General features: G+C 64.1%; 25 protein-coding genes. 6 read left to right on the top strand and 19 right to left on the bottom strand.

Features of this window, described 5'->3' with window-relative positions; translation table 11 throughout:
• Positions 1-30: 30 nt before the first annotated feature.
• Together ACTIGF_RS14660 and ACTIGF_RS14655 are read right to left on the bottom strand one after the other, a co-directional pair.
• Complete coding sequence (locus tag ACTIGF_RS14660; RefSeq protein ID WP_439637579.1) at positions 31-612, bottom strand: GNAT family N-acetyltransferase; 582 nt, start codon at positions 610-612, stop codon at positions 31-33.
• Entirely contained in the window at positions 602-1,084 is a 483-nt protein-coding gene (locus ACTIGF_RS14655; protein ID WP_439637578.1) for a GNAT family N-acetyltransferase, read from the bottom strand. Before ACTIGF_RS14655 ends, ACTIGF_RS14660 begins: the two co-directional genes overlap by 11 nt.
• A gap of 178 nt (positions 1,085-1,262) precedes the next feature.
• On the opposite strand from ACTIGF_RS14655, the gene ACTIGF_RS14650 reads away from it, so the two are divergent.
• Positions 1,263-2,477: an acyl-CoA dehydrogenase family protein gene (locus tag ACTIGF_RS14650; RefSeq protein ID WP_439637577.1), complete on the top strand. Its 1,215-nt coding sequence runs from the start codon at positions 1,263-1,265 to the stop codon at positions 2,475-2,477.
• Between the two features lie 146 nt (positions 2,478-2,623).
• Positions 2,624-3,046, top strand: a complete 423-nt coding sequence (locus ACTIGF_RS14645) for a hypothetical protein (protein WP_439637576.1) — start codon at positions 2,624-2,626, stop codon at positions 3,044-3,046.
• A 5-nt stretch (positions 3,047-3,051) separates the two neighbouring features.
• Here ACTIGF_RS14645 and ACTIGF_RS14640 read toward each other — a convergent pair whose 3' ends face one another.
• From ACTIGF_RS14640 to mutL, 6 genes are all read right to left on the bottom strand, one after another.
• Complete coding sequence (locus tag ACTIGF_RS14640) at positions 3,052-4,110, bottom strand: phosphotransferase (protein WP_439637575.1); 1,059 nt, start codon at positions 4,108-4,110, stop codon at positions 3,052-3,054.
• A gap of 135 nt (positions 4,111-4,245) precedes the next feature.
• Entirely contained in the window at positions 4,246-5,541 is a 1,296-nt protein-coding gene (locus ACTIGF_RS14635; RefSeq protein ID WP_439637574.1) for an amidohydrolase family protein, read from the bottom strand.
• A gap of 159 nt (positions 5,542-5,700) precedes the next feature.
• Entirely contained in the window at positions 5,701-6,258 is a 558-nt protein-coding gene (locus ACTIGF_RS14630; RefSeq protein ID WP_439637573.1) for a DUF3035 domain-containing protein, read from the bottom strand.
• A gap of 72 nt (positions 6,259-6,330) precedes the next feature.
• The gene (gene lspA / locus ACTIGF_RS14625) at positions 6,331-6,840 is read right to left on the bottom strand and encodes a signal peptidase II (protein WP_439637572.1); all 510 of its coding nucleotides are present in this window, start codon (positions 6,838-6,840) and stop codon (positions 6,331-6,333) included.
• A 111-nt stretch (positions 6,841-6,951) separates the two neighbouring features.
• Positions 6,952-10,386, bottom strand: coding sequence for a hypothetical protein (locus tag ACTIGF_RS14620; protein WP_439637571.1), 3,435 nt, complete (start codon positions 10,384-10,386; stop codon positions 6,952-6,954).
• Positions 10,387-10,511: 125 nt separating this feature from the next.
• Complete coding sequence (gene mutL / locus ACTIGF_RS14615; RefSeq protein WP_439637570.1) at positions 10,512-12,428, bottom strand: DNA mismatch repair endonuclease MutL; 1,917 nt, start codon at positions 12,426-12,428, stop codon at positions 10,512-10,514.
• Positions 12,429-12,521: 93 nt separating this feature from the next.
• Here mutL and ACTIGF_RS14610 point away from each other — a divergent pair, with 93 nt between their 5' ends.
• Together ACTIGF_RS14610 and ACTIGF_RS14605 are read left to right on the top strand one after the other, a co-directional pair.
• Positions 12,522-12,782, top strand: a complete 261-nt coding sequence (locus tag ACTIGF_RS14610; protein ID WP_022701607.1) for a DUF2093 domain-containing protein — start codon at positions 12,522-12,524, stop codon at positions 12,780-12,782.
• Positions 12,783-12,787: 5 nt separating this feature from the next.
• Complete coding sequence (locus tag ACTIGF_RS14605) at positions 12,788-13,657, top strand: M23 family metallopeptidase (protein WP_439637569.1); 870 nt, start codon at positions 12,788-12,790, stop codon at positions 13,655-13,657.
• 331 nt (positions 13,658-13,988) lie between these two features.
• Here ACTIGF_RS14605 and ACTIGF_RS14600 read toward each other — a convergent pair whose 3' ends face one another.
• From ACTIGF_RS14600 to ACTIGF_RS14585, 4 genes are read right to left on the bottom strand one after another with little or no spacing between them, the layout of a single operon-like run.
• Complete coding sequence (locus ACTIGF_RS14600; RefSeq protein ID WP_439637568.1) at positions 13,989-14,906, bottom strand: lysophospholipid acyltransferase family protein; 918 nt, start codon at positions 14,904-14,906, stop codon at positions 13,989-13,991.
• A gap of 9 nt (positions 14,907-14,915) precedes the next feature.
• The gene (lpxK, locus tag ACTIGF_RS14595) at positions 14,916-15,926 is read right to left on the bottom strand and encodes a tetraacyldisaccharide 4'-kinase (protein WP_439637567.1); all 1,011 of its coding nucleotides are present in this window, start codon (positions 15,924-15,926) and stop codon (positions 14,916-14,918) included.
• Positions 15,923-17,200: a 3-deoxy-D-manno-octulosonic acid transferase gene (locus ACTIGF_RS14590; protein WP_439637566.1), complete on the bottom strand. Its 1,278-nt coding sequence runs from the start codon at positions 17,198-17,200 to the stop codon at positions 15,923-15,925. Before ACTIGF_RS14590 ends, lpxK begins: the two co-directional genes overlap by 4 nt.
• Entirely contained in the window at positions 17,197-18,027 is an 831-nt protein-coding gene (locus ACTIGF_RS14585; RefSeq protein ID WP_439637565.1) for a lysophospholipid acyltransferase family protein, read from the bottom strand. Before ACTIGF_RS14585 ends, ACTIGF_RS14590 begins: the two co-directional genes overlap by 4 nt.
• 20 nt (positions 18,028-18,047) lie before the next feature.
• Here ACTIGF_RS14585 and ACTIGF_RS14580 point away from each other — a divergent pair, with 20 nt between their 5' ends.
• Positions 18,048-18,710 carry a fused DSP-PTPase phosphatase/NAD kinase-like protein gene (locus ACTIGF_RS14580; RefSeq protein WP_439637564.1) on the top strand — a complete coding sequence of 221 codons (663 nt, stop codon included), beginning with the start codon at positions 18,048-18,050 and terminating at the stop codon, positions 18,708-18,710.
• 54 nt (positions 18,711-18,764) lie between these two features.
• The gene (locus ACTIGF_RS14575; RefSeq protein WP_439637563.1) at positions 18,765-19,550 is read left to right on the top strand and encodes an FkbM family methyltransferase; all 786 of its coding nucleotides are present in this window, start codon (positions 18,765-18,767) and stop codon (positions 19,548-19,550) included.
• A 12-nt stretch (positions 19,551-19,562) separates the two neighbouring features.
• On the opposite strand, the gene ACTIGF_RS14570 is transcribed toward ACTIGF_RS14575, so the two are convergent.
• The 7 genes from ACTIGF_RS14570 to ACTIGF_RS14540 all read right to left on the bottom strand — a co-directional run bounded on the left by ACTIGF_RS14570 (position 19,563) and on the right by ACTIGF_RS14540 (position 25,882).
• On the bottom strand, positions 19,563-21,218 hold the full coding sequence (locus ACTIGF_RS14570) for an ABC transporter ATP-binding protein (RefSeq protein ID WP_439637562.1): 1,656 nt from the start codon (positions 21,216-21,218) through the stop codon (positions 19,563-19,565).
• 143 nt (positions 21,219-21,361) lie between these two features.
• A complete protein-coding gene (locus ACTIGF_RS14565; protein WP_439637561.1) occupies positions 21,362-21,604 on the bottom strand; it encodes a DUF4170 domain-containing protein in 243 nt (80 codons plus the stop codon).
• A gap of 21 nt (positions 21,605-21,625) precedes the next feature.
• Positions 21,626-22,399: a 3'(2'),5'-bisphosphate nucleotidase CysQ gene (locus tag ACTIGF_RS14560; protein WP_439637560.1), complete on the bottom strand. Its 774-nt coding sequence runs from the start codon at positions 22,397-22,399 to the stop codon at positions 21,626-21,628.
• Entirely contained in the window at positions 22,399-23,778 is a 1,380-nt protein-coding gene (locus tag ACTIGF_RS14555; protein WP_439637559.1) for a TldD/PmbA family protein, read from the bottom strand. The genes ACTIGF_RS14560 and ACTIGF_RS14555 overlap by 1 nt, the downstream gene beginning before the upstream one ends.
• Positions 23,779-23,835: 57 nt before the next feature.
• Positions 23,836-24,231 (bottom strand): MAPEG family protein, encoded by a 396-nt coding sequence (locus ACTIGF_RS14550; RefSeq protein WP_439637558.1) that lies wholly within the window; start codon positions 24,229-24,231, stop codon positions 23,836-23,838.
• Between the two features lie 24 nt (positions 24,232-24,255).
• Positions 24,256-24,921, bottom strand: a complete 666-nt coding sequence (locus ACTIGF_RS14545; protein WP_439637557.1) for a DsbA family oxidoreductase — start codon at positions 24,919-24,921, stop codon at positions 24,256-24,258.
• A 37-nt stretch (positions 24,922-24,958) separates the two neighbouring features.
• Positions 24,959-25,882, bottom strand: coding sequence for a GGDEF domain-containing response regulator (locus tag ACTIGF_RS14540; RefSeq protein WP_439637556.1), 924 nt, complete (start codon positions 25,880-25,882; stop codon positions 24,959-24,961).
• Positions 25,883-25,916: the final 34 nt, after the last annotated feature.

The following is a 25,916-nucleotide window of genomic DNA, read 5'->3' as shown; positions in this document are numbered from 1 at the left end:
GGCCCCATCATCACCGCTTGCCCCGCAAACTCAAGCGTTTGTGAGCCGGAGGTTTAATCCGGCCTGAACGCCCGGCCATTCTTCTGGCAGGATGGAAAAGAACACCGTGCCCCGGCGATCCCCGCGCCAGGTGCGCATATGGCTGCGCAGCGTCCCTTCCCGTATGGCGCCCAGTTTCAGCATGGCGGCCTGGCTGCGCTCGTTGAGATGGTGGGTTTTCAGCTCCACCCGCTCTGCGCCGCCGGAAAACGCCTGTTCGAGCAACAGCGCCTTGCAGGCCGGGTTGGTGACGCCGCCGCGATAGGGCGCGCCATACCAGGTCCAGCCGATCTCCACGCGCAGATTGTCCCGGTCGATCTGCAGGAAGGCGGTGTGACCGGCATAGGCGTTCGTGGCCTTGGACCAGACCGCATGGCTGATCTGCGTCCGCGCCTCCTGCCCCTTGAGCATCATGTCAAACCAGGGATCGAACCAGGGACCGTCGCCGCGCTTGCTGGTCAGCGCCCATATCTCTTCCTCCTGAGCGAGCGGACGCAGGGCCTCGCGATGGGTCTCCTTGAGCGGTTCAAGGCGCACATGGGCGTTTTCCAGCAGTTCGGGCTCAAGCAGCATGGTGCGCTTCCAGATCCAGCATCATGAAGACGTTGAAATCGGTTTCCTTGTAACAGCCAAAGGGCGGGCATTGTGTGAAACCCAGCTTGGCGTAGAGCGCGACCGCCGCCTGAAAGCCTTGAGTGTTGCCGGTCTCCAGCCACAGCTTTTGCAGGCCTTGTCGGCGCGCCTGTTCAATCAGATGCTCCATCAGCGCGCGCGCCGCGCCCTGACCCCGGGCGGCTTCGGCCACATGCATCGACTTCACCTCGCCGTCGGCGTCTGACAGGGTTTTGAGCGCGACGACGCCCAGCAGCGCGCCATCCTTGCGCGCGCTCCAGAAATTGATGTCAGGCGTTTTCAAGCCCGCCACATCCAGGAAATGACAGGTGTCGGGGGGCGATTCCTCCAGCGCGAACGCAGCGTGCGTCTGAAGCAGGGCGGTGACGTCCGGCCGGGCGGGATCGTCGATTTCAATGCGCAGCGCAGACATGGCCCAACCCTTTCCTTGTTGAGATTGCTGCAGATGCTAGCACACCGATCTGCGGGCGCCATTGTGCCGCAGGGTTTTAAGGCTGGATTTTCGCGCCGGGATGACGATAATTAGATAAGCTCTTAAGAACTGTTCGGCGGACCGGGTCCGGATCGCCGCCAAGGGGAGGCCTATCGCCATGAATTTTGAATATTCCGACCTCTGCAAAGACTATCAGGCGCGCGTCCGCGCCTTCATGGACGAGCATGTCTATCCCAACGAGCCGGTGTACGCCGCGCAGATGGCGGCGTTCGGAACCGATCGCTGGCAGGTCCCCGCCATCATCGAGGAGTTGAAGCAAAAGGCCAAGGCCGCCGGCCTGTGGAATTTGTTCCTGCCTGACAGTGAAGAGGGCGCCGGCCTGTCCAATTCCGATTACGCGCCGCTGGCCGAGGAAATGGGCCGGGTGCCGTGGGCGAGCGAAGTGTTCAACTGCGCCGCGCCGGACACCGGAAACATGGAAGTCTTCGTTCGCTACGGCACCGAGGAGCACAAGCAGAAATGGCTCAAGCCGCTGCTGGCGGGCGAGATCCGGTCCGCCTTCCTGATGACCGAGCCGGCCGTGGCCAGCGCCGACGCGACCAACATCGAATGCCGGATCGAGAAGGATGGCGACGAATACGTCATCAATGGCCGCAAATGGTGGAGCTCGGGCGCCGGCGATCCGCGCTGCAAGGTCTTCATCGTCATGGGCAAGACCAATCCCGATGCGGACACGCACTCCCAGCAGTCCATGGTCGTCGTCCCCGCCGACGCCAAGGGCGTGACCATCGAGCGCTTCCTGCCGGTGTTCGGCTATGACGACGCGCCGCACGGCCATATGGAGATCAAGCTCGAAAACGTGCGCGTGCCCGCTTCCGCCATTCTTCTGGGCGAGGGCCGCGGTTTCGAGATCGCGCAAGGCCGGCTTGGCCCGGGCCGCATCCACCACTGCATGCGCACGATCGGCGCTGCGGAGCGCGCGCTGGAGCTGATGGTCAAACGCCTGATGAGCCGCGAAGCCTTTGGCAAGCCGATCATCAAGCATTCGGTCTGGGAAGGCCGCATCGCGACGGCCCGTATCGAGATCGAGCAATGCCGTCTGCTGACGCTGAAAGCGGCGTGGATGATGGACACGGTGGGCAACAAGGTCGCCCGCGGCGAGATCGCCATGATCAAGGTGGCCGCTCCGCGCATGGCGCTGAAGGTGATCGACGACGCCATTCAGGCTCATGGCGGCTGCGGCGTCAGCAATGACACCCCGCTCGCCTATTCCTACGCCGGCATCCGCACCCTGCGTATGGCCGACGGCCCGGACGAGGTGCATGAACGCACGATCTCCCGGCTGGAAGCCAAGCGCTGGCTCAACGGCTAGCCAGTCTCCGAACTCACGCCCCTCAAAGCCCCGGCGCTCACGCCGGGGCTTTTCTTTTACGGCGAGGCTGTGGATAACCGCGCCTTGAAGTGATCTGATCGCCGTGTCCGCGCGTAAGCTCGTTCATAGCGACAATGAGAACCGCCATGATGGACTTTCCCGCGACCTGGATTATCGCCGGCCTCGCCGCCCTGATGGGCGTCGGGATGGGATTGGGCGCGCTGATCATGCCGCGCTGGGCGCAAAGCGTCGTGCGGTTGGCGCCCGATCCGCGCTGGAAAGGCGGCTGGTCGGAGTTTCGCGCCAGTTATGGCGGCGCGCTCTTGCTGCTGCACGCTTCGGTGATCCTGACGATCGTGATGAGCTTTCAGGCGGGCGCCGGCGCGGTGATGGGCGCCAGCTTCGCGGCCAGCTGCTATTGGCTCGGCATGGTGATCGGGCGCGCCCTGTCCATGCTGACCGACGCCGAGCAGGAGACCCGCACCGCCTATAACGCCATGGCGCTGGGTTTCGAGCTGGTGATGGCGGCCGCGCTGGGCGCGCCCTTCCTCAGCCATCTGGGCGGCTAGGCCGCCTACGCCCCTTCTGCGATGCTCCAGGCGTATTCCGCCATGGGCTGGACGAGGGCGCCCATTTCCTTGGCTTTTTCATTGGAGGCGTTGCCCTGCAGCGAGCGGGCGTAGACGCCCTGCACGATGCTGGTCAGGCGGAAAATGTTGTAGGCGAAATAGAAATCGAGCTTGGGGATGCCGTCCCGGCCTGTGCGCTCGCAATAGGCTTTGACGTATTCGTCCTCGGTGGGAATGCCCATCGCCTTGAGATCGGCGCCGAGGAAGCCGTTGCGCATGTCTTTGGGCGTGCGCCATTGCATCAGCTGATAGGTGAAGTCCGCCAGCGGATCGCCCAACGTCGACAATTCCCAGTCCAGAACCGCGATGACCTTGGGCTCGGTGGGGTGGAAGATCATGTTGTCGATGCGGTAATCGCCATGCACCACGCTGGTGCGCTCTTGCGCCGGGGCGTGTTCGGGCAGCCATTCGATCAGCTTGTCCATCGCCGCGATGGTCTGCGTCTCCGCCGCTTTGTACTGCTTGGACCAGCGGCCGATGGAGCGCTCGAAATAATTGCCCGGCTTGCCGTAATCGCCCAGGCCCGCCGCCTCATGGTCAATCGAGTGCAGATGGGCGAGGGTGGCGTTGGACGCGTCATAGATCGCGGCGCGATCCTCGGGCTTCAGATCGGGCAGATACGGATCCCAGAAGATCCGGCCCTCGACGAAATCCATGATGTAGAACGCCGTGCCGATGACGCTGTCATCCTCGCACAGGCCGAACATGTGCGGGGCGGGGAAGCCCTGCTCGCCCAAGGATTTCATCACCCGGTATTCGCGGTCCACCGCGTGGGCGGAGGGCAGCAGCTTGCCCGGCGGCTTGCGGCGCAGCACATAGCGCGCCTTGGGCGTTTCAAGCTTGTAGGTGGGGTTGGATTGCCCGCCCTTGAACTGCTCGATGGTCAGCGGTCCCGCAAACCCCTCCACATGCGCCTCCATCCAGCGCTCCAGCGCGGACTGGTCGAATTTCAGGGCGTCTGCGACCGGCTTGGTGCCGGTATAGGTGTCGTCAAGTTGGGACATGGGTCGGGGTCACTCTTGTTGTCTAAGATGAAATCCCGGACGGTCTGAAAGACCGAGCCGGGACCTCTTTGCAGATTGGCGCCATAGGCTGAGAGAGGTCCCGGATCAGCGTCCTGCGCTGTCCGGGGCGAAGCCTTACTCTTCGTTCTTGTGCACCACGCCGCGGGCCATGACGAAGTCGATGTCCATCAGCTCTTCGATGTCAGACAGCGGATCGCCATTGGTCGCCACGATGTCGGCGGAGAAGCCCGGCGCGATGCGGCCGATCTCGTCTTCCAGCCGCACATGGCGGGCGCCCACGGTGGTGGCGGTGGCCAGCGCTTCCATCTCGGTCATGCCGGCTTGCGTGTAGAGCAGAAACTCGCGCGCATTGTCGCCATGGGCGGAGACGCCGGAATCGGTGCCGAAGGCGATGGTGACGCCGCCCTCATGGGCGCGACGGACCATTTCAATCATTTGCGGGCCGACCACGCGGGCTTTCGCCGCCTGGAACGGCGTCATCCAGCCGGCGTCCGCCTGATTCGCCACCCATTCGCCCGCCATCACGGTGGGCACCAGCACGGCGTCATTGTCGCGGAACAGGCGGATCGACTCGCGGTCGAGATAGGTGCCGTGCTCAACGGAATCCCCGCCGGCGCGCAGGAAGGCGTTGATGCCGGTCACGCCGTGGGCGTGTGCGGTCACACGGCGGCCCATCATGTGCGCGGCGCCGACGATCGCTTCGAGCTCTTCCTGGAAGAATTGCTGCTCGACGCCCGCGCCGGTGGAGGACAGAACCCCGCCCGTCGCAGTGATCTTGATGACGTCCGCGCCTTCCTGAACCAGCTGGCGCACCGCGCGGGCGCAATCATCCGCGCCGTTGCAGGCATAGGGGCTGCCATTGGCGCGCAGGACTTCCACGCTCCAGCCATTGGCGTCGCCATGGCCGCCCGTGGGGGTCACCGCGCCGCCGGCGATGCGCAGGCGCGGGCCGACGATGTCGCCGGTTTCAACGCCGTCGCGCAGCGCGCGGACCGCTTCAATATCGCCGCCCACATCCTGAACCGTGGTGAAGCCCGCCATCAGGGTGCGGCCAGCATACATGACGCCGTCAATGGTGCGGTCCGCCGTGCCTTCGGTGAAGGCGGAGATGCGGCGACCGGCGCCTTGCTGATTGGTGATGTGAACATGGGCGTCGATAAAGCCGGGCATCACCCAGGAGTCCGACAGGTCCACGACCTCTGCGCCGTCCGGAGTGACATAACCGTTTTCGATGGCTTCGATTTCATCGCCGCGCACCAGAATGGAGACGCCTTCGCGCACACGCTCCTCGCCCGGCGCTGCGATCAGATGGCCGGCATGGATGACAGTGAGCGGCTCGGCGTCTTGCGCCAGGGCGGTCGCAGGCCAGACGGCGGCGAGCGCGCCAAGTGCGGCGATGGTGCGGATCATGATCTCTCTCCCCTTTGGTGCTCTTTAGAGCTTAACCGCAAAAGTGTCCGGCTCCGGGGCGAGTGTCAAACCTCAAACGGCAGGAAACAGGGTCTGCTGAATGCAAAACGCCCGGCGCAGGGCCGGGCGTTCGCAGATATCAGCCAGGGTGCGCCAGGCTTAGAGGCCGGGCAGCTTGCGGCGCACGGTGCGGCGGCGCTCGATCTCGACTTCTCCGCCGCCGGTGACGGTTTCGATCGCCGCGGTGACGGCTTCGGGATCAATCGGCTCGCCGCCTTGCTGGACCAGGCGTTCATTGTCGCGCCAGAACAGGACGCGATTGGCGAAGCTCTCATCCTTGCGGACGAGGGCTGCGGTTTCACCATCAATGATGGCGCGCACATTGGGATTGGCGTCCGCTGCGCCGGCGCGGGATGCGAACAGGATCTCGGCGTCGCTGGCGTTGGTGCCGGACAGATCGCCGAACAAGGCGCGGCGCGCTTGCTGGTCCTGGAACATGTCTTCTGCGCGCAGCTCACCGGGACGCGGCGGCGTGAGATTGTATTCGGGCGGCACCGACAGCGGCGCAATCGTCACGACGCGGAACTCGTCCGGGGTGGTCTTGTCCACGCCAAGGGCCTGGCGGACGCCGGAATTACAGCCGGTCAACGCGAACAGGGCGGTGGCGGAAAGGATCAGGGCGGTGCGCATACGCATGGGTCGAAAGCTCGCTTTCATGGGCGGTTCTCACCGCTTGTATCAGACTGGCGCACGCTCTGGCCAGAGGCCCGGCGCCGCTGGAAGGCCGGTTTAACGGTCCCCGTTCACGATCAGGTCCAAAATCATCACGGCGACGCCAATGCAGATGCCTGCGTCCGCGACATTGAACACATAGGGGAAGTAGAGCCCCGAAAAGTCGAAAAAGTCGACCACCGCGCCATAGATCAACCGGTCGATGACATTGCCGATGGCGCCGCCGATGATCAGGGCGAAGGCCAAAGCCTGCAAACGGCGCGTGGTCTGGAACATCCAGAGGATCAGCATGCCGGCGATCGCCAGCGACACGCCCGCCAGCAAATAGCGCTGAAGATCGGAATCGGCCTGGAACATGCCGAAGCTGACGCCGTGATTCCACACCATGGTCAGGTTGAACCACGGATCGAGGACCTGAACCTGTTGCGGGGTGCGCCCGTCGAGATCGAGCCCGTACAGGATCCAGTATTTGCTGGCCTGATCTGCGATCAGCACAAGGACGGCGACGATAAAGCCGAAAATCGTGAACGACCCGGCGCTGCGCCGACGCGAAAACATTCGCTGCATGATCAAGTCCCTGCATTCCCTCTGATGAAACGCTTAGCAGGGCGCGCGCCACACGGTCCAGTGAAAGCGCCGCAATCTGACTGCGACAGAGTGTGGGGCGGCGGCGTTCACTCAGTGCTGGTTGTCGAACCCGAAGTCGGTCAGCCCGCCATTGCGCGTCACGGCGAACCGGCGCATCCGCACCTCGTCGGCGAACTGGTCGGCCTGCGCCCGCACCCGGAACCGCAGATCGGCCCGCAGGAAACCGCCGCAATCCACCAGATCATTGGAGGCGATGACGAACTCGTTCCGCCCCACGCGATTGGGTCGGATCTGAAGCCAGCAGTCCGAGAAATCGCCCTGGAAGCCGTCCGTTGTGGCGTTCATCAGCGCGATGTCCACGCTGTCCGGCGCTCCGGAAAGCCCCGAGATGCGGAACACGTTCTGGGTGGAGACCGTGTGGTCGCCGGTCCATTCAAACGGCCCGAATTCAATCTCCGCCATGCCGTTGGCGATGGGGGTGGGCGAGACGGCGTCGCGGTCATCCAGATCAAACCCGAAATCGGTCAGATCGCCATGCGCGCCGACGGCGAGGCGGCGGAGCGTCGGAGGCTCATCACCTTGGGCGTTGGTCACATAGGTGATTCTGAACTGCAGGTCCGCCCGGCCAAAAGCGCCACATTCCGCAAGGTCCTGATTGGTGATGATATAGTCAAAAGCGCCCGCGTTCTCATCCCCTATGGGCAATTCGCAATCGGTCCAGTCTTCGTCCTGAAGCGCCCGCAAGACGATTTCCACAGGCGCGCCGCCATTCAGACCCGCAAGGCGGAACAGGTTTGACGTGGGGGCGTTGGCGTCTCCGGTCCATTCAAACGGCGGATAGACAGCCAGGGTCACCCCGCCCGACAAGGCTGTGAGCTCGGGCTGAAGAGAGGGCGTGTAGTCGGGTGCGAAATCACTGATGGAGCCGTCAGCTGTTGAGATCAGCCGGGATGCGGAAGTGAATTCATTGATCCAGGGTGTGGCGCCGCTCAGACGAAAGCTCAGATCAGCGCGCCCGATCTCGCCACACGCCGCCAGCATCTGGGACGTCAGTAGATAATGCGACTCCTCAGCGTCCGAAGGCGACCTGTTGAAGGTGCAATCAGAGTAGGCGCCTGAGAAGCCGGGACGAGAGGCGTTCCGGATTGCAACGTCAATCTGCTGCACTCCGCTGACTGCGCTGAAGACGATCAGATGCTGACGCTCCTGGCCGCTTTCCACCCACTCAAAGGGACCCAGTTCCAATTCCAGCGCCTGGCGTTGCTCATAATCATAGGCGGTGATCACGCGATCCGCGGCCATGTCCGTCAAACGCCCGCTCGGGCTGAGTTTGAACCGGCTGAGGGTCACCGCGTCCGGGTCTTGTTGCGCCGGAAAGCTGATGAGAAACCGCAACTGGGTCAGACCCATGTTCGAACAGGTTTGCGCGATATCCTGCGACAGGATCAGATATTCCGAGCCGTTATAGCGATCATCGCGCACGTCCACGGAACACGAAGACAGCGTGTTGTCGGTGTCTTCGACGCTGATGAGCTGGATGGATGAGGGCGCGCCATGCTGCAAGCCGCTCAGACGGTAGATGTCCCGGTAGGGATGGTCTTCGGTGCCGACGCCCGCCCAGGAATACGGACCGAACCGGCGCTGGTTGGGCTCCAGAATCTCGACGCGTTCGGGGGTGGAGGGCAGCTGGGTGAGAGAGGTCGCTTCATACGCGTCCGTATCGGCCGCCGTCGCGATGAGCTGATAGCGTCCCGGACGCCCGATGAAGTCGCTGAGCGAGAAGCTGTAGGTCCCGTTCGCGCTGGGCGCACCCTGCAAATCAATCGTTTGAGATTGAACGCGATCGCCGGTTTCTGATTCCAGGGCAAGCTTCAGCCAGCGCAGTCCGCGCTCATCCCCGTCAGTCAGGGCGTAGCTGACGACCAGCTCGCCGGACGGATCATCGGTGTGAATGGTGTCAGCGCTGAGGCTGAGCGCCGTGAAGACAGGGCTGACAGACCCTTCTGTGACTGTGAGGCGTTCGCTCACGGTCCCGGTCGCGATATTGCCGGCTGCGTCCTTGAGCTCATAGCGCAGGAAGTATTCCCCGATCGGCAGAGAGGCGGGCAGGCTGATCTGGGTCTGGCTGTCCAGACGCGATTCACGGGTGAACCGGAGGGTGTCGACCGCGTATGTCCGGCCTGGATTGTTGACGTCGCGCAGAGACAGCTGGAGTTCGCGCAGGCCCGCAGTGCCCGGATCACGCAGCGAATAGCTGAGCGACACAGGTGTCGCGATGGGGCTGGTCTCGATCTGATTGGGCGTCAGGGTCAGCGAATTGACGTAAGGGTTCTGCGTGTCGTCGCTTGTGATCTCGATGCTGTCGAGGTTTTCCTCAAAGGTTTCATTGTCGGCATCGTCGTATAGCCGAACCGCTAGAGTGTAGCGCCCGGCATTCAGATCAAACGCGTTCGTCAGGGAATGAGAGCCGGACACGCTGCGCGTTGGAGAATCAAATGCAATGGTCAGCGTTTGACGATCAGAGGAGTCCTCTTGATTGACGAGGATATAGTCAACTTTAGAAACCCCTATACCAACATCAGAGTATTCATAAAGCACTACAAATGGAGGAGGGGTGTATTTCTCGCCCAAATCTATGGATGCGTCTCTAAACGAAACAGACTCAATGACGGGCGGCGTCTCTTCATCTCTGAGATTGGTGATGTCCAGAGTCCGACGCGCCGTTGTAGACAGGCCAGACGCATCTGTGACAGTGAACACGACCTCATGCTCACCATCGCTCAAGGTTTGAGGGAGGTTGATCTGGGTACCCATAACACCGCCGGGAGGGGAACCTGAAAACCTTGCCATATCATCGGGCAAGACATGGGACACCCGTGAGCCTGTGCTGACGCCATCCTTGAACAACTCGACCGTCAGGGACACGAGCCCGGAGCGATTATTGTCAAGCATTCGAACATAATAGCTATATGATCCAGGCGCGTATGTGACATTGGTGTCGCCAACGGTCCCAAAGATGTCTGTAAAGCTCGGCGGTGTGGTCCATGGACCATCACCGCCTCTGAAGAGCGTGACCGTGCCCGGCGTGGAGATACCGAGTTGTTTGTCAATGACTTTTCTGCTTGCCGACCGATGGATCGTGACGGCCACGTCGTATTCGCCAGGCGGCAGAAGGGCGGGTATTTCAAGTTCCACTGTGCCTCTGGCCCGTAGGGGCCAGATTACATCAAAATTCGCGTTCCCAAACACTGCCCTGGTATCAAAAGTGACCGGCTCACCCTCATCATTGATGAGGTGAATGAAGAGGTCCTCGAGACCCGGATTATCCTCTGACACATCTTCAATGTCGTAGTCGATATAGATGGTCGGCGGCGTGCCGCTCAGATCAATGCTGCTGTCGCGCACATCCATCTGGTGGATGACAATCGTTTCGGACTCCGAGGCGCCCTGCGCCAGCGCGGGCGTAAATCCAGCGAGCAGCGCTGCAAACAGCGCCAGAACAAGCGTTGTGCGAAAATGATGCACGATATTCCCCCGTCACGGTCCCTCGCTCTGCTTATGCAAGCGGGAGGCCCAACAGGCAAGGCGTGAAACCTTTTGTTAGGAAATAAATTAATGTATACACGCAAAGGCTTGCGCGCAGATCGCTCCTAGCGCCGCCCGAACAAGCGCTCGATATCGGCGAGTTTCAGCTCCACATAGGTGGGGCGGCCGTGATTGCACTGGCCCGAATGGGGCGTCTCTTCCATTTCGCGCAAGAGCGCGTTCATTTCCTCGCCCGTCAGGCGACGGCCCGAGCGCACCGAGCCATGACACGCCATGGTGCCGACCACCTCTTCGAGCTTTTCTTTCAGAGACAGCGCTTCGTCATATTCGGCGATCTCGTCGGCCAGGTCCCGGATCAGGCCCTGCACGTCAAGGCGTTTGAGGAGGGCCGGCGTTTCGCGCACCGCCAGCGCGCCGGGGCCGAAGGGTTCGATCACAAGACCCAGCTCGGCGAGCTGATCGGCGCGGTCGAGCACGCGGCGCGCCTCGGCTTCATCGAGCTCGACGATTTCAGGCACCAGCAAGGCTTGCCGCGCGACGCCGGTGGCGGCGAGCTGTTTCTTCATCCGCTCATAAACGAGGCGCTCATGGGCGGCGTGCTGGTCGACGATGACCAGACCGTCCTCGGTCTGGGCGATCACATAGGTGGCGTGAACCTGCGCCCGCGCCACGCCCAGCGGATAGTCGGGATGCTGGGGTTCAGGCTCTGACCCGCTTTGTGAAGGTTCGCCGCCATAAGAGGGCTCGGTACGCGCCGACATGCCCGGCGCCAGATCGCCGCGCTCATATTGGGACGTTTCGGTCCGGGACTCGCCATAGCCATACCCTGACGTGTCGTGATGCTCGGACAGCTGGCTCTCCCAGGCGGGGGAGGGCCGGTTCGCCCAGCCGCTGGAGATCGAACTGCCCCGCGTCAAAGGCAAAGCGTGAGACGGCGCGCCTTCAGGCCGCGCGCGGCCCAGCGCATAACCCGCGACCGTGGTCGACGCGCGATGGCCCGCCCCCGCAAGCGCATGGCGCAGCGCGCCCACAATCAGCCCGCGCACCAGAGCTGAATCGCGAAAGCGCACTTCGGCCTTGGCGGGGTGCACGTTCACATCCACATGGCCGGTGGGCAGATCCACATAGAGCGCCACCACCGGATGCCGGTCGCGCGCGAGAAAATCCTGATAGGCGCCGCGCACCGCGCCGACGATCAGCTTGTCTTTCACCGGGCGGCCATTGACGAACAGGAACTGGTGCTGGTTCGAGCCGCGATTATAGGTGGGCAGGCTGGCGAGTCCGGTCAGATGCACGCCCTCACGCTCCTGATCGATCACCAGAGCGTTCTCGCCAAAGTCCGCGCCCAGGATCGACGACAGACGACCCCGCCGCGCCTCGTCGCGATCATCGGTCGTTTCCGCCGGGGCGGAGACGCGAGAGCGGCCCTCGACGGACAGGAAGAAGCCCACATCAGGGCGAGCGAGGGCGAGGCGCTTGATCACATCGGCGACGGCGGTGCTTTCCGCGCGTTCCGATTTGAGGAATTTCAGGCGGGCGGGCGTCGCGTAGAACAGATCGCACACCTCCACCCGCGTGCCGCGGCGGCCCAGCGAGGGCGCCGGGCGCGGGCCGGATTTGGTTCCGCCCTCGACCGATAGCTCCCAGGCTTCACCCAGCTCCTGATCCTGTGTCGTGATCGTCAGGCGCGCGACCGACCCGATGGAGGGCAGGGCCTCGCCGCGAAAGCCCATGGAATGGATGTTCAGAAGATCGTCCTGGCCGTCCTCGCCCACGGGCAATTTGGACGTGGCGTGCCGCTCAATGGCGGTTTCCAGCCCCTCGGCGTCCATGCCCGAGCCGTCATCCTCGATGACGATGCGGGTCAGCCCGCCGCCTTCGATACGCACGTCGATCCGGCGCGCGCCGGCGTCCAGCGCGTTCTCCACCAGCTCCTTGACGGCGCTGGCGGGGCGCTCGACCACTTCGCCTGCGGCGATGCGGTTGACGGTTTCTGGCGACAGGCGGCGAATGATGCTCATGGGACCAACCTCGCGACGCGGTGTGAGTCGGTCAAGAAAGGCGTGCTGTTTGCCATCTTCCGTTTGCGCAAAGAGACGTGATAGGAAAGGCGCATGACCGATACTGATCTGACTTCTTTTGATCGTGATTTCACCGGCGAGGCCATGCTCGAGTATGGCGACGCGGATTTCATGATCCTGAAACCCGGCGCCTATGTGAAATGCGCGGTGACGGGTGAGAAAATCGCCATCAACAATCTGCGCTACTGGTCCGCCGAGCTGCAGGAAGCCTATCTGGACGCCAACGCCGCCACGGCGCGCTGGCGTGAGGTCTATCAAGGCCCTGGCAGCACCAAACAGCAAAAACCGGGATAATCCTCATGGTTCTGATCGCCGCGCTCGCCCTTGTTCAATCCGTCGCCTCAGCGCCGGAGGGCGCGGCTGATCCCATGGCAGCCCTGATCGCGGAAAGCGCGCCGACCGCGGTTTCGCCGATCAATTGCGCCGGAACCCATCGCCAGGGCGCGATGATCGTCTGCCGCACCGCGCCCGGCGCCGATGTGAGCCTGGGCGACATCACCGTCTCCGCCGATGACGACGGTTGGGTGGTGCTGGGCCATGACCGGGACGCCGAGCCGCAGACGACGTTGAGCGTCAGCGGGGCGGGTCTGTCTTATGAAGAGAGTGTCAGCGTCGCGCAGCGCGAGTATGACATCCAGCGCATCGAAGGCGTGCCGCAGGAGTATGTCACCCCGCCTGAAGAGGTGCTGGACCGCATCCGCGCCGAGGGCCGCGAAAAGCGCAACGCCTATACCTCGCGCTGGTCTGGCGACGGTTTCGCGACCGCGTTTGAAATGCCGGTCGAGGGGCGGCTGACGGGCGTGTATGGCAGCCAGCGCTATTACAATGGCGAACCGCGCCGTCCTCACTATGGCATCGACATCGCCGCCCCCGGCGGCACGCCGGTGACCGCGCCGGCGGCGGGCGTCGTCACGCTGGCCGATCCCGACATGTATTACGAAGGCGGGCTGATCTTCATTGATCACGGCCAGGGCCTGACCAGCGCCTTTCTGCATCTGGGCGCGGTCAATGTCGAAGTCGGCCAGCAAGTTGCGCAAGGCGAGGTGATCGGCGAAGTCGGTTCCGGCGGTCGTTCCACCGGCGCGCATCTCGACTGGCGCATCAAGTGGCACAATCGCTATATCGACCCGGCTGAAGCGCTTGAGGTGGATCCGAGCGGGTTGCGGTAGGGCTTTCAGTTCTTTCCTGCGCAGGAAAGAACTAGGTCTCTCCAACGTGTCATCCCGGACTTGATCCGGGATCCACCGGAATCACTCTGTTCTGATCACAGAGACGCCTGCAGTAGATCCCGGCTCAGGGCCGGGATGACAATGTTCGGATTCCAAGACTCTCATACACGTCATCCCCCGCTTCATGCGGGGGATCCATGCCGGTGGGTTCGATCACAGGTCACGGCATGGGTTCGCCGGATAAACCGGTGAATGACAGGTGGGGGAGTACTCGCGAAGCTGCTGGTGAGCGTCCCTCTCCCCTTTTTGAGGGGAGAGGGGAAGAAACGCCCTAAGCCCCTTCCGTCTTCGCCTTCTTGTACAGTGGCTTTTCAAAGCGGCGATGCACCCAGAACCATTGGCTGGGGGCTTCGCGGATGCGGTCTTCGATGAAGCGGTTGATGGTGGTGACGGTCTCAAGGATGGCCGCCGCGTCCTGACCGTCAGGCTTGGGCAGGGGCTCGTAGATCGTCACCTTGAACCGGGCGCCGTCCTTGCGCACCACATTCATCGGCACCAGCGGACAGTCATAGCGCAGCGCCATGCGCGCGGGGCCGGCGGCGGTCATGGCGTCACGACCAAAAAACGGCGCGGCGACGCCGTCATTCATCTTCTGATCGTTCATCAGCCCGACCGAGGCGCCCGCTTTCAGCGCCTGCATCAATTCCTTGGCGCCATGGCCGCCCTTGGGGGCCAGGATGTTGATGCCATAGGCCTTGCGCTGGTCGATGATGCGTTTGTCGATCAGCGGGTTGTTCGCGTGGCGATAGGTGATGCGGCAGTCTTTCATGTGCTGCACGATCACGGCGGCCAGCATTTCCCAATTGGCGAAATGCCCGCCCACCAGCACGGCGGGGCGCCCCTGACGGTCGAGCTCGGCGAGGATGTCCGCGCCCACCACTTCGACCTGGTCGCTGTCCGGGCCGAGATCAAAGCGGTGCATGTTGGGGAATTCACCGACCACGCGGCCGAAATTGTCCCACATGGCGTCCAGCAATCCGTCGATTTCGCGCTCTGACGCCTCGGGAAAGGCGATTTGCATGTTCACGCGCGCCACATGATGGACGGAGACTTTCGGCCCCAAAGTGCGCAGAAGCTTCGCGCCATAGTCCGAGGCGCGCTCCAGACCCATGGAGCGGAACAGACCCTGATAGGCGTCCCAGCCCAGGGCTTCGGCGCGAAAGCCGATGGATTTCATCAAATCTGACATGGCTCTGGCTTAGCGGGAGTTGGCGTAGGAATCCATGGCCTGATCAATCAACGCGTCCAGCCGCGCTTCATCCTTGAACACGGCGCGCACTGGCCAGGCGATGACCGAACCCTTCACACCGCCAGGCAGGCGCACATGGTCTTTCTCGGTGGTGATCAAAGTGGCGTTATGACTTTCAGCCAGATCGGCCAATTCCTCGATCTCGCCACGGGTGAAGGCGTGATGATCGGGAAAGCTCGCCGTATCGGCCAAAGTCCCGCCGGCGGCTTCCAGCGCGTCGTAGAATTTCTGCGGACGTCCGATGCCGGCGAAGGCCAGAAGCGGACCGGAAGGCGGCGCGGCTTCCGGCGCCAGCCAGGCGGTCAGCACCGGGATTTCAAGGTCTGAGAGCTGAAGCTTTTCAAGGTCGGGCGTGTATTCGGCGCTGGGACACATCACGATCACCGCGTCGGCGCGCGCCAGGCCGGCCTTGACCGGTTCACGCAACGGCCCGGCGGGAAAGATCGTGCCCGGCCCCCAACCTGTCACCGCGTCCACCACCACGATGGAGAGCGTTTTTTCAAGGCTGGGGTTCTGGTGGCCGTCATCCATGAGGATGAGGTCCGCGCCCTCCTGAGCGGCCATCATCGCGCCCTCAGGCCTCTGACGGGCCACATAGACCGGCGCCAGGCGCGAGAGCAGCAGCGGTTCGTCGCCCACATCAGCGACGGCGTGCATCTTCGCGTCGACCTTCACAGGTCCCGCCAGCTTGCCGCCCCAGCCGCGGCTGAGCCCCGCCGCTTTCAGCCCTTTTTGATGGGCGGCGCGCATCAGGGCGGCGGTCACCGGCGTCTTGCCGACCCCGCCCACGGTGAGATTGCCCACGCAGATCACAGGCGCGGGGGCCGGCGCAGGCGTTGTGGTGCGGATGCGGCGGGCTCCGGCCCAGGCGTAGAGCGTCCCCAGCGGCGAGAGCAGAGCGCGGGTCAGCGCGGCGGAGCTGCGCGGTGCGGTGTCATCCCAGAAGGGCGGCGCTCTCATCGAGGGAGTCCTTGGTCCAACAGGCGGTTCAGGGCTGACAGGGTGAGGGGCAATGCGCCGCCGGGCAAGGCGTCGAGCGCCGCCCGGGCGTTTTCAGTTCTGTTGTCCCCGTCGCTCCAGCCGGTCTGAACCGCCTGTGCGATTTCGGTCGCCGTGCGGGCGATGATACGCGCGTCATGGCTGTCATAGACGGCGTAGACATCTGCAAAGCTGTCCACATACGGCCCGGTGATCACGGCGGATCCGGCGCGGCTGGCCTCGATCGGGTTATGCCCGCCAATGCCGTCGATGAAACTGCCCGCGATCACGGCGACCGGACACAGCGCATACCACAGCGCCATCTCGCCCAGCGTATCGGCCAGCCAGACCTGAGCGCTCTGAGGCGTTTCGCCCTTGGAGCGCTGGGCGAAGCTGAGCCCCGCTTCGCTCAGGATATCCGCGACTTCGCTTGCGCGCTCAGGGTGGCGCGGGACCAGGATCATCAGCGCGTCGGGGTGAGAGGCGAGCAAGTGAGCATTGGCGCTGGCGATCAGCGCTTCCTCACCCGCATGGGTGCTGGCCGCGACAAAGACCGGACGGTCGCCGATCAGCGCCTGAGCTTCAGTCAGCGTCTCGGGGTCCGGCGTCGGCAATCCGCATTCCAGCTTGAGATTGCCCGCATGGGTGATGGGCTGGCCTGTGAGGCGGGACAGACCGTCCGCCGTGCGTTGGTCCGCGGCGCCGATCCAGTCAAACGCGCCCAGAAGCGTGCGGGCGCTGCCGGGCCAGCGCGCCCAACCGTCGAGGGATTTGCGGTTCATCCGGGCATTCATCAGCGCCAGCGGCACGCCGCGCGCTTTCGCGGCGAGGATGAGGTTCGGCCACAGCTCGCTTTCAGTGAACACCGCCAGGTCAGGCATCCAATGGTCGAGAAAGGCGCTCACCCAGTCTGGCGCATCCACGGGCGGAAACTGATGGATCAGCCGGTCGAGGCCGCGACGGGCGATGAGGTTTGCAGAGGTGCGGGTGCCGGAGGTGATCAGCACATGGGCGTTCGAATGCTGAGTGAGCAGGGCTTCAGCGACTGTCAGCGCCATCTGGCTTTCGCCGACGCTGGCGGCGTGCAGCCAGATGAGCGCGCCCTCGGGCCGCGGCAGTCCCGCCTGTCCCAAGCGCTCGGTCAGCCGGTCTGGATCTTCCTTGCCGGCGCGGGCTCGCCGGTTCAACAGCCAGCGCGCCGCTGGCTTCAGGGCGGTGCTGGCGGCGCGATAGAGCGACAGGCCCGGCGCGCTCATGCCGCGTCCTGTTGGGCTTCGGGCCGCGGTGCGGCGGTGATCGCTTCCCCCCGGCAGGCGAGATCGGCTTCCATATTGGCGCTGATCATGCGCGCTTCCAGCGTGGCGCGCGCCGCTTCCAGCGCATCCTTGTCCGCGTCTCTGGCGATCCGGACAGGCTCGGCCCAGACGATGACGCCCTTGCCAAAGGGCAGGGGCAGGACGAACCGGTCCCAGCTCTTGAAGATGATCGCGTTTGAGGTGGACCAGCCCATGCCCAGCAGGGGCGCGCCCGTGGCGCGGGCGAGTTTCACGGCGCCCAGGCCTGCGCGCATGCGCGGCCCGCGCGGCCCGTCCGGGGTCAGCGCCATGCAGCCGCCGCCTTCGACCCAGCGGGCCATTTCGCGGAAGGCGCTCAGCCCGCCCTTTTGCTTGGTCTTGGTCTTGTTGCGCGAGGAGCCGCGCACGACTTCCACCTTGTGATGGGCGGCGACCTTGGTGACCACATCGCCTTCGCGTGAGCGCGAGATCAATATGGCGGGCGGCTGCACGTCTTTGGGCCAGGCGGCGATGGTCATCAGGATCCGGCCATGCCAGACGCCGCACACCACGCCGTCTCCGCCCGCCCAGATCTGTTCGGCGTGTTCGCGCCCGCGCACCTCCCAGCGGGTGGTGGCTTTGACAAGGCTCATATAGCCCGCCAGCAACGCAGCGATCAGCGCCTGAACCGGAGGCGAGGAGAGGATGGACTTCAACATGGTCTGCGCTGGATCGCCGCCCCGGACCGATCCGTCAAGCGTTCCGTGCGCGTCAATCGCACGGACGAGGCCATTGCATAGGGCGCTCAAGCGCCTTACTTCACCCCGCCATGACGTATGATTTGAACGATCCGCTTGATTACAAGCGCGCGATGAAGGGCCTGATGTGGGGCGATCATGGCGTGCTGCGCCAAAGCTTTCACAACATGCACCGCGTGGGCGGCGAAATGTGGCGCGGCAATCAGCCCAGCCCCAAGCGGCTGAAAGCGCTCAAGGATATGGGGTTCAAGACGATCCTCAACCTGCGCGGGACCCAGCCGGGGCGGCATTATTATGATCTTGAGCATCATACCTGCGCCGAGCTGGGCCTTGAGATCGTCGACCTGCCCTGGGGCTCGCGCGAGGCGCCGTATGTGGAACGGATCGAGCATCTGATCAAAGTGTTCGACGAGATCGCCTATCCCGCCTTCATGCACTGCAAGTCCGGCGCGGACCGGGCGGGCATCGTGGCGGTGATGTACAAGCTGCTGCACGAGAAGGCGCCGTTTGAAGAGGCGGTCGAGCAGCTCTCGTTCAAATACGGCCATATCAAGCAGGGCAAGACCGGCATGCTCGATCATTTCTTTGATCTCTATCGTCAGAGAAACGCCGCGTCGCCGATCGATTTTCTGGACTGGGTGCGCACCGAATATGACCGCCAGGCGTGCCATGACGGCTTCATGGCCAGCTGGTGGGGCTCAGCCCTGACCGAGAAAATCCTACGCCGCGAATAGCTTGAGGTTGATGGCGCACCGCTTGCATCTTCTGGATGCAGGAGGGAGCGCCTCATGCCGATCACCAGTCATGTCCGGGCTCTGCAAAGCCGGTTTCCGCGATTTGTCGACGCCAAGGCCCGCGCCCAGCGTTTCATGCGCCGCACCTTGCGCCGCCCGTTCGAGCGCGAGTTCTCGCTGCTCTCACGCTGGCGGCCCGATCCGGGCGAGGTCTTCATTGATGTGGGCGCCCATCGCGGCCAGAGCGTGGACGCGATACGGCTGTATCAGCCTGACGCCCTGATCCATGCCTTTGAACCCAATGTGCCGCTGGCCTGCTCGCTCGCGACCCTGTTTGACGATGATCCTGCGCTGGCGGTCTATGCCTGCGGGCTCGGCGACAAGGACGAGGCGCGGCGGCTCTACGTGCCGGTCTATCGCAGCTTTGTTTATGACGGGCTGGCCTCGTTTGATCCCGATCAGGCGGGCGGCTGGCTGAGCGAACACCGGGTCAGCGGGTTTGACCCTGACCAGCTTGAAATGATGGCGGGCGAGGCGCGCACCTTCACGCTGGACATGCTGGGACTCAATCCGGGGTTTCTGAAGATCGACGCGCCAGGCTGGTTCGCCTCGGTGGTGCGCGGCGCCAAAGAGACGCTTCAGCGCTGCCGTCCGCTCATCCTGATGCAAACCAATGAGCTCGCCGATCAGGCGCTGACCGAAGAGCTGGGCTATACCCGCGCCGCCTTTGACGGCGACCGCCTCCGTCCGGGCGAGGAAGGCGTAGAAAACACGGTCTATGTGCCCGGTGAGCGGGTGGGCGACTTGAAGCGCTGCGGGCTGTGGCCAATCATGGGGTGAGGGAGAGCCCGCTCACCCGTCCGCGAATTGCAGCGCGCTCAATTGGGCGTAGAGGCCGGTCTGGGCGATCAGGCTGTCATGGTCGCCGCTTTCCACGATCTCGCCCGCCTTCATCACATAGATGCGGTCCGCCTTGCGCACGGTGGCGAGGCGGTGGGCGATGACGATGGTGGTGCGGTCGCGGCTCAGCTCATCAAGGGCGTGCTGCACCCGCGCTTCGGAATTGGCGTCGAGCGCGCTGGTGGCTTCATCGAGCAAGAGGATCGGCGCGTCTTTCAGGATGGCGCGAGCGATGGCCACGCGCTGGCGCTGACCGCCCGACAGGTTCGAGCCTTTCGGTCCGGCCTGGGTGTCATAGCCGCCCGACAGGCCCAGAATGAAGTCATGGGCGTCGGCGGCCTTGGCGGCGGCGATGATCTCGTCATCCGAGGCGCCGAGCTTTCCGAGCGCGATATTGTTTCTGATCGTGTCGTCAAACAGGGTCACCTCCTGGCTGACGAGCGCCAGCTGGCGGCGCAGCGAGGCGAGCTGGGCCCGGGCGATGTCCTGACCATCAATCTCCACCGAACCTTCACGGGGATCATACAGCCGCGCGATGAGGTTTAGCAGCGTCGTCTTGCCCGAGCCTGACGGCCCCACCAAGGCGATCGTCTCGCCCGGCTTGGCGTCCAGCGTGATGTGCGACAGCGCATCCACGCCCGGCTCATACTGAAAGCTGACATCATTCACGCGCACATGGCCGCCTGTGAGGGCGAGGGGTTTGGCGTCGTCCGCTTCGGTGAGACTGGGTTCTTCATCGAGCAGGGCGAAGACCCGGTCGAGCACCGCGAAGCCTTCCTGCAGCACGCCCGAGAGCGAGGCGAGGGCGCGGATGGGCGAGCTCATCACCCCGAAAGCGACGATGAAGCCCAGAAGGTCCGACAGTTCCGTCGCGCCGTTCAAGGCGCGCCAGCCTGCGAAGCCGAAGATCACCGCCAGCGCGACGCCGGCGGCGACTTCCATGATCGGCTCGATCCGGGCGCGCTGGGCGACCATGGCGAGCAACAGTTCAAAGCGCTGCTGGAAGCGGCCGCGGGCCCGGGTCTGCGACCAGTCTTCGAGCGAGAAGGTCTTGATCATCCGGGCGCCGGAAAAGCCTTCCTCGAGAAAGCTCGACACATCGCCCATCTGGTCCTGAATATCGCCCGAGCGCTTGCGGATCGCCTTGCCGATGACGGTGATGGGATGGCCCGCGAGCAAAAGCACGGCGAGCACCACCAGCGTTAGCGCCCAGTCGAGCCAGAACAGCACCGCAAGACAGCCCACCACGGTCAGGAAATCGCGGGTGAGATTGTTGGCGGCGCGGATCAGGCCTTCGCGCAGCATGGTGATGTCGTTTGTGAAGCGCGAGATGATCGCGCCCACCGGCTCACGTTCCAGCCTTTGAAAGTCAGCCGTGATCAGCCGGTCGAACATGGCGACCTGAAGGTCACGCATGATCGCCAGCGCCAGCCGGTTGGTGGCGAGGTTTTGCAAAAACAGGCTGACCGAGCGCACGATCACCGCGCCCAGGATCAGCGCCGGCGCCAGCCAGAGCACGCTGGGGTCGCGGCTTTCCAGAAGGCCTGACGCCTGTTGCACCACCACGCCATAGCCGGACGCCGCCGCCGCCGTGATGGCGGCGAGCAAACTCGCCCAGGCCAGCAGGGCTTTATGCTTGGTGATCTGCTCGCGCCATAACCGCGCCGCCAGCGCAAACGAGCGCGCGCGTCGAGGCTTGGGCGCGCCGGGCAGGGCGCCGTCAGTCGCAGGCGGGTCAGCAGACAGGGCGCTTAGTCCTTTTTGGACGGATCCAGCATCTTGTGCGCGTGGATCACGAAATAGCGCATATGCGCATTGTCCACGGTGCGCTGGGCGGCGGATTTCCACGCCTCGCGCGCGGCGTCATAGCTGGGATAGGCGCCGACAAAATCGACCTTGGTGAGGTCTTTGAATTCAGGCGCGCAGGGGCCGATATCTTTCAGCTCGCCGCCGATCACCAGGTGAAGCAATTGTTGTTCAGACGTTTCGGTCATGGGGAGTCTCCCGAAAGGACGTTATGGGGTCTGCGTCAGGCGCTCTAATAGCAAGGCATGCAGCACCGGACCAGCCGCCAGCGGCGGATCCTGAACAGCGCTTGTCCTGTTATAATACACCGGCTCGCCTTTCGACGAAGTGAAGACGCCGCCGGCCTCTTCCACCAGTAAATGACCGGCCGCCAGATCCCAGTCCCATTTGGGTCGGACCGCCACCACCGCATCGGCCTCGCCCTCGGCCAGTCGGCACAGGCGCAAGGCGGCGGAATTGACCGTATGCGCCTCGGCGCCGAGCGCGCGCAAATCCGCCAGCCGTCCAGGGTCGCCGATCAGCCGCGCGTCGGTGATCCGGTCATGGGTGCTGATGGCGAGCGGCGCGCCGTCCTTGCGCGCGCCATGGCCCAGGGCGGCGTCATACATGGCGTCCGCGCTGGGGTCGTAGATCGCGGCGGCGACCGGCCGGCCATCCTCCACCACGGCGCAGGAGATGACGAATTCAGGCTTGTTCTTCAGGAAGGCGCGGGTGCCGTCGATCGGATCAATGAGGAAGCTGCGTTTCGCGGTCAGCCGCGACTGATCATCCACGGTCTCTTCTGACAGCCAGCCATACTCAGGGCGGGCGGCCTTGAGCCGCTCCTGTAGCAGCGCGTCAGAGGCGAGGTCAGCCTCGGTGACCGGATCGCCGGGCAGCTTTTCCCAGTCGCGCATGCCGCGCGCCCTGAACGCGAGCACCAGCTCGCCCGCGGCGCGCGCCGCATCCGCCAGCAGGTCCCGGTCTGCGCGCGGATCGTACATCAGCGTCCGCCGATGGACAGCGCATCCACCAGAACGCTGGGCGCGTTGATCGAGCTGTCAAACTCCAGATCCGAACCCGGGACCAGCCGCGCGAAGATGTCCAGCAGATTGCCCGCCACGGTGATCTCGCTGACGGGACCGCCCAGCTTGCCGTTCTCGATGGCGTAACCCGCCACGCCCACCGACCAGTCGCCAGTGTTGGCGTTCAGCGACGGGCCGAACATTTCACTGACCAGAACGCCGGTTCCGGCGGCCTCGATCAGGCCGTCGCGGTCCAGCTCGCCGGGGCTGAGATGCACGTTGGAGGCGCCGACGCCCGGCGCGCCTCCGAGATTGCGCGACGCGTGCCCGGTCAGCTCCAGCCCCAGCTGGCGCGCGCTCGACGCGTTCAGAAGCCAGCTGGTCAGCACGCCGTCTTCGATCAGGGCGCGCGGCGTGCAGGCGATGCCTTCCGCGTCCACCGCACGGGCGCCGAAGCTCCAGTCGCGCAGCGGATCCTCGATCACGTCCACGCCTTCGCTGAACAGGCGCTCGCCCATCTTGTCGCGCAGGAAAGACGTGCCGCGCGCAATGGCCGGGCCGGAAATCGCGCCCAGAAGCGAGGAGATGAAAGTGGTGGAGACGCGCTTGTCAAAAACGACCGCCATCTTGCCGGTGGCGAGTTTTTCCGCGCCCACACGGCTGACGGCGCGTTCGCCGGCGCTGAGGCCGATCTCCTGCGCCGTCTTGAGGTCCGAGCGGCGGCGGGCGGCGTGGGTGTCGTAATCACGTTCCATCGCACCGGACGCATCTCTGGCGATGGCGGCGACGCCCAGCCCGCAACGCGAGCCCAGACGGGCGCGCTCAAATCCGGTGGAGGTGACGAAGGCCGAGCCGCCGACGCCGGCGCTGGCGCCGCAGCCTGACGTCATCGCCACGCCTTTGACGCCGAGCGCGGCCGCTTCCATCTCAAGCGCTGCGGCTTCGAGCTGCTCGGGGGTGAAGTCCGACGCTTCATAGGTGGCGATGTCAGGCAGGTTGCGCGCCAGTTTGTCAGGCTCGACCAGCCCGCAATAGGGGTCTTCCGGCGCGGCCTTGGCCATGGCCACCGCGCGTTCGACGGCGAGGCTCATCCCCGCTTCGGAGAGGTCTGAGAAGGCGACGCCCGCCTGGCGTTTGCCGATCAGAACGCGCAGGCCCGCGTCGCGGGTCTCGCTGCGTTCGACGGTTTCCAGCTTGCCCTCGCGCACGCCCGCCTCGATGGCGCGCGATTCAGAGAGCAGGGCTTCCGCGTCCTGGGCGCCGGCCGCCTTGGCGCGGTCGACCAGCTCATGAGCCAGGGACAGAAGCGAAGAAGTGTCGGGCGCGCCCAAGCCGGCGCTGGCGTTTTGATCGGTCATACCGATCCCATAACGTCAACACGACCCTTAGCGCAACGCGTCAGAACGGCTAAGGGCTCAGCCCGTGACCGCGTGAAGGATCAGACCGACCGCCAGAACCGCATAAATGGTCATGGTCAACAGGGCGCCCAGAAAGCGGCCGATATTGGGGCCGTCCTGGGTGGCGACGCCCCAGCCATGAATGCCGCGGGCGACGGTCAGGGTCACGCCGATGGCGTGAAGAGCCATGATCGGCGCGCCGATCAGCGCCATCACCACCAGAGCGATCAGAACGCCCGGCGTCCATTCCGCGCCATTGGCGTGCGCGCGGCAGGCGCGTTCAAGCGCCGGGTTCTCGCCCATTCCCAGGCTGGTCTTGGTGCTGACCCGGTAACGGACCACATTGGCCCCCAGGATTAGTAGAATCAGTAGGTTGAGGCCAACATAAAGGCTGACGACTTGAATTGCGGTCATGGAGTTCCCCCTGCGGCGCGCCGGTTATCCGGCGTCGTCATTGTCCTGAGGCAGGCTGGCGGCCTGCCGGATCGCGTCCGCCAGCACCTCGGGCGCTTCCGCGCCGGAGACTGCGAACTGTCCGTTGAAAATAAAGCACGGCACGCCCTGAACGCCTAGCCGCCGGTAGAATTGCTCTTCGTCCAGAACCGCCTGGCGGTCCTGATCGGTTTGCAGCAGCGAGGCGACGATGTCGGCGTCCAGCCCGATCTCACCCGCAAGCTGGGTGAGAACCGCCAGATCGCCAATGTCGAGATGGTCTTCAAAAAACGCCTTGTGCAGACGTTCTGACGCGGCCTCGCCCAGATCCTGGCCCTGCGCCCAGCGGATGACACGATGGGCGTTCAGCGTGTTGGGCCGCATGGGGATGCCGGAAAAGCGGAAAGTGATCCCGGCGGCGGGACCGGCCTGTTCGAGATGCTCGCGCATCATCTTGAAGCGGTCGTCCGGGCCGTCGCCGAACTTCTTTTTCATATAGTCCTGATAGGCGACGCCGCCGGGCGGGACGGCGCCATCTAGCTGGAAGGGGCGATACAGGGTTTCGGTCTGAATCTCGGGCACAAGCGCGCGGGCCTGATCCCAATAGCGCAGGCCCAGCCAGCACCACGGGCACACAACGTCAGAGACGATATCAACGGAAACTTGGGTCATGGCCGGACCCTAGAGCGTTCGCGTCAGCTCGAAAAGATCAAGCGATGCAAACCTGATTGCGGCCGCCTTCCTTGGCGTCGTAGAGGCCGCCGTCAGCGCGTGCGAGCATGTGCTCGCCCGTTGAGTTGAGATCGCCGGGGTTCAGCACGGCGAGCCCCAGAGAGGCGGTGACGGCAATGTGCTGTCCCACATCGTTTTCCACATACATGGCCTGAACGGTCTCGCGCAGGGTTTCGCATGTCTGGCGCGCCTGCTGTTCATCCTGACCGGGCAGAACGACCGCGAACTCCTCGCCGCCCAGCCGGCCCAGCATGGCGGGGGGGCGCAGTTTGGTCTTGAGCTGGCGCACGGTTTCAATCAGCACCCGGTCGCCGCTGGCGTGCCCGTGTACATCGTTGATCTTTTTAAAGAAGTCGAGATCGACCATGGCGACGCTGAAGGGCAGCGCCTGATCGAGCGCTTTCTTGTGTTCGCGCTCCAGCGTGCGCATGAAGATCCGGCGGTTATACGCCCCGGTCAGGGCGTCGGTTTCCGCTTCGTTGCGCATGCGCTGGGTCAGACGCACAATGCGCGATGCGGCGCGCATGCGGGCTTTCAGCTCGTTGGGGTCGAGCGGTTTGGTCAGATAATCGTCGGCGCCCGAATCCAGCGACTCAGCGAGTTTGTCCTCCTGGCCTGACGCGGTCAGCACCATGGTGTGTATATGCTCGGTTTCGGGATTGGCCTTGACCAGCCAGCAGCTCTCAAGTCCTGAGAAATCCGGCAGCTCGATCGCCGTCATGAAGATGTCGGGCGGGGTGTCGGCGAGTTGTTTGAGGCTCTCTTCCGCATGCCCGGACGCGCTGGTGACAAACCCGGCCTCGCCCAGCATGCGGCACAAAATGGCGCGCTGAACCCGGCTGGCCTCGCAGATATGGATATGCAGCCGGTCTTCGCCCGCATCCAGGACGGGCGACGACACGTGGGGTGATGCACCCGCAGTAGGGATGGATTCT

Source organism: Oceanicaulis sp. (assembly GCF_051859625.1).
GTDB lineage: Bacteria > Pseudomonadota > Alphaproteobacteria > Caulobacterales > Maricaulaceae > Oceanicaulis.
Note: the sequence above shows the minus strand (reverse complement) of the source record. Positions and strands in the feature narration are given on the sequence as shown.

Bases quoted from the DNA above. Each gene is read 5' to 3' on its own strand.
- ACTIGF_RS14660 (WP_439637579.1), bottom strand. From the start codon at position 612: ATGCTGCTTGAGCCCGAACTGCTGGAAAACGCCCATGTGCGCCTTGAA.
- ACTIGF_RS14655 (WP_439637578.1), bottom strand. From the start codon at position 1,084: ATGTCTGCGCTGCGCATTGAAATCGACGATCCCGCCCGGCCGGACGTC.
- ACTIGF_RS14650 (WP_439637577.1), top strand. From the start codon at position 1,263: ATGAATTTTGAATATTCCGACCTCTGCAAAGACTATCAGGCGCGCGTC.
- ACTIGF_RS14645 (WP_439637576.1), top strand. From the start codon at position 2,624: ATGATGGACTTTCCCGCGACCTGGATTATCGCCGGCCTCGCCGCCCTG.
- ACTIGF_RS14640 (WP_439637575.1), bottom strand. From the start codon at position 4,110: ATGTCCCAACTTGACGACACCTATACCGGCACCAAGCCGGTCGCAGAC.
- ACTIGF_RS14635 (WP_439637574.1), bottom strand. From the start codon at position 5,541: ATGATCCGCACCATCGCCGCACTTGGCGCGCTCGCCGCCGTCTGGCCT.
- ACTIGF_RS14630 (WP_439637573.1), bottom strand. From the start codon at position 6,258: ATGAAAGCGAGCTTTCGACCCATGCGTATGCGCACCGCCCTGATCCTT.
- lspA (WP_439637572.1), bottom strand. From the start codon at position 6,840: ATGCAGCGAATGTTTTCGCGTCGGCGCAGCGCCGGGTCGTTCACGATT.
- mutL (WP_439637570.1), bottom strand. From the start codon at position 12,428: ATGAGCATCATTCGCCGCCTGTCGCCAGAAACCGTCAACCGCATCGCC.
- ACTIGF_RS14610 (WP_022701607.1), top strand. From the start codon at position 12,522: ATGACCGATACTGATCTGACTTCTTTTGATCGTGATTTCACCGGCGAG.
- ACTIGF_RS14605 (WP_439637569.1), top strand. From the start codon at position 12,788: ATGGTTCTGATCGCCGCGCTCGCCCTTGTTCAATCCGTCGCCTCAGCG.
- ACTIGF_RS14600 (WP_439637568.1), bottom strand. From the start codon at position 14,906: ATGTCAGATTTGATGAAATCCATCGGCTTTCGCGCCGAAGCCCTGGGC.
- lpxK (WP_439637567.1), bottom strand. From the start codon at position 15,926: ATGAGAGCGCCGCCCTTCTGGGATGACACCGCACCGCGCAGCTCCGCC.
- ACTIGF_RS14590 (WP_439637566.1), bottom strand. From the start codon at position 17,200: ATGAGCGCGCCGGGCCTGTCGCTCTATCGCGCCGCCAGCACCGCCCTG.
- ACTIGF_RS14580 (WP_439637564.1), top strand. From the start codon at position 18,048: ATGACGTATGATTTGAACGATCCGCTTGATTACAAGCGCGCGATGAAG.
- ACTIGF_RS14575 (WP_439637563.1), top strand. From the start codon at position 18,765: ATGCCGATCACCAGTCATGTCCGGGCTCTGCAAAGCCGGTTTCCGCGA.
- ACTIGF_RS14565 (WP_439637561.1), bottom strand. From the start codon at position 21,604: ATGACCGAAACGTCTGAACAACAATTGCTTCACCTGGTGATCGGCGGC.
- ACTIGF_RS14560 (WP_439637560.1), bottom strand. From the start codon at position 22,399: ATGTACGATCCGCGCGCAGACCGGGACCTGCTGGCGGATGCGGCGCGC.
- ACTIGF_RS14555 (WP_439637559.1), bottom strand. From the start codon at position 23,778: ATGACCGATCAAAACGCCAGCGCCGGCTTGGGCGCGCCCGACACTTCT.
- ACTIGF_RS14550 (WP_439637558.1), bottom strand. From the start codon at position 24,231: ATGACCGCAATTCAAGTCGTCAGCCTTTATGTTGGCCTCAACCTACTG.
- ACTIGF_RS14545 (WP_439637557.1), bottom strand. From the start codon at position 24,921: ATGACCCAAGTTTCCGTTGATATCGTCTCTGACGTTGTGTGCCCGTGG.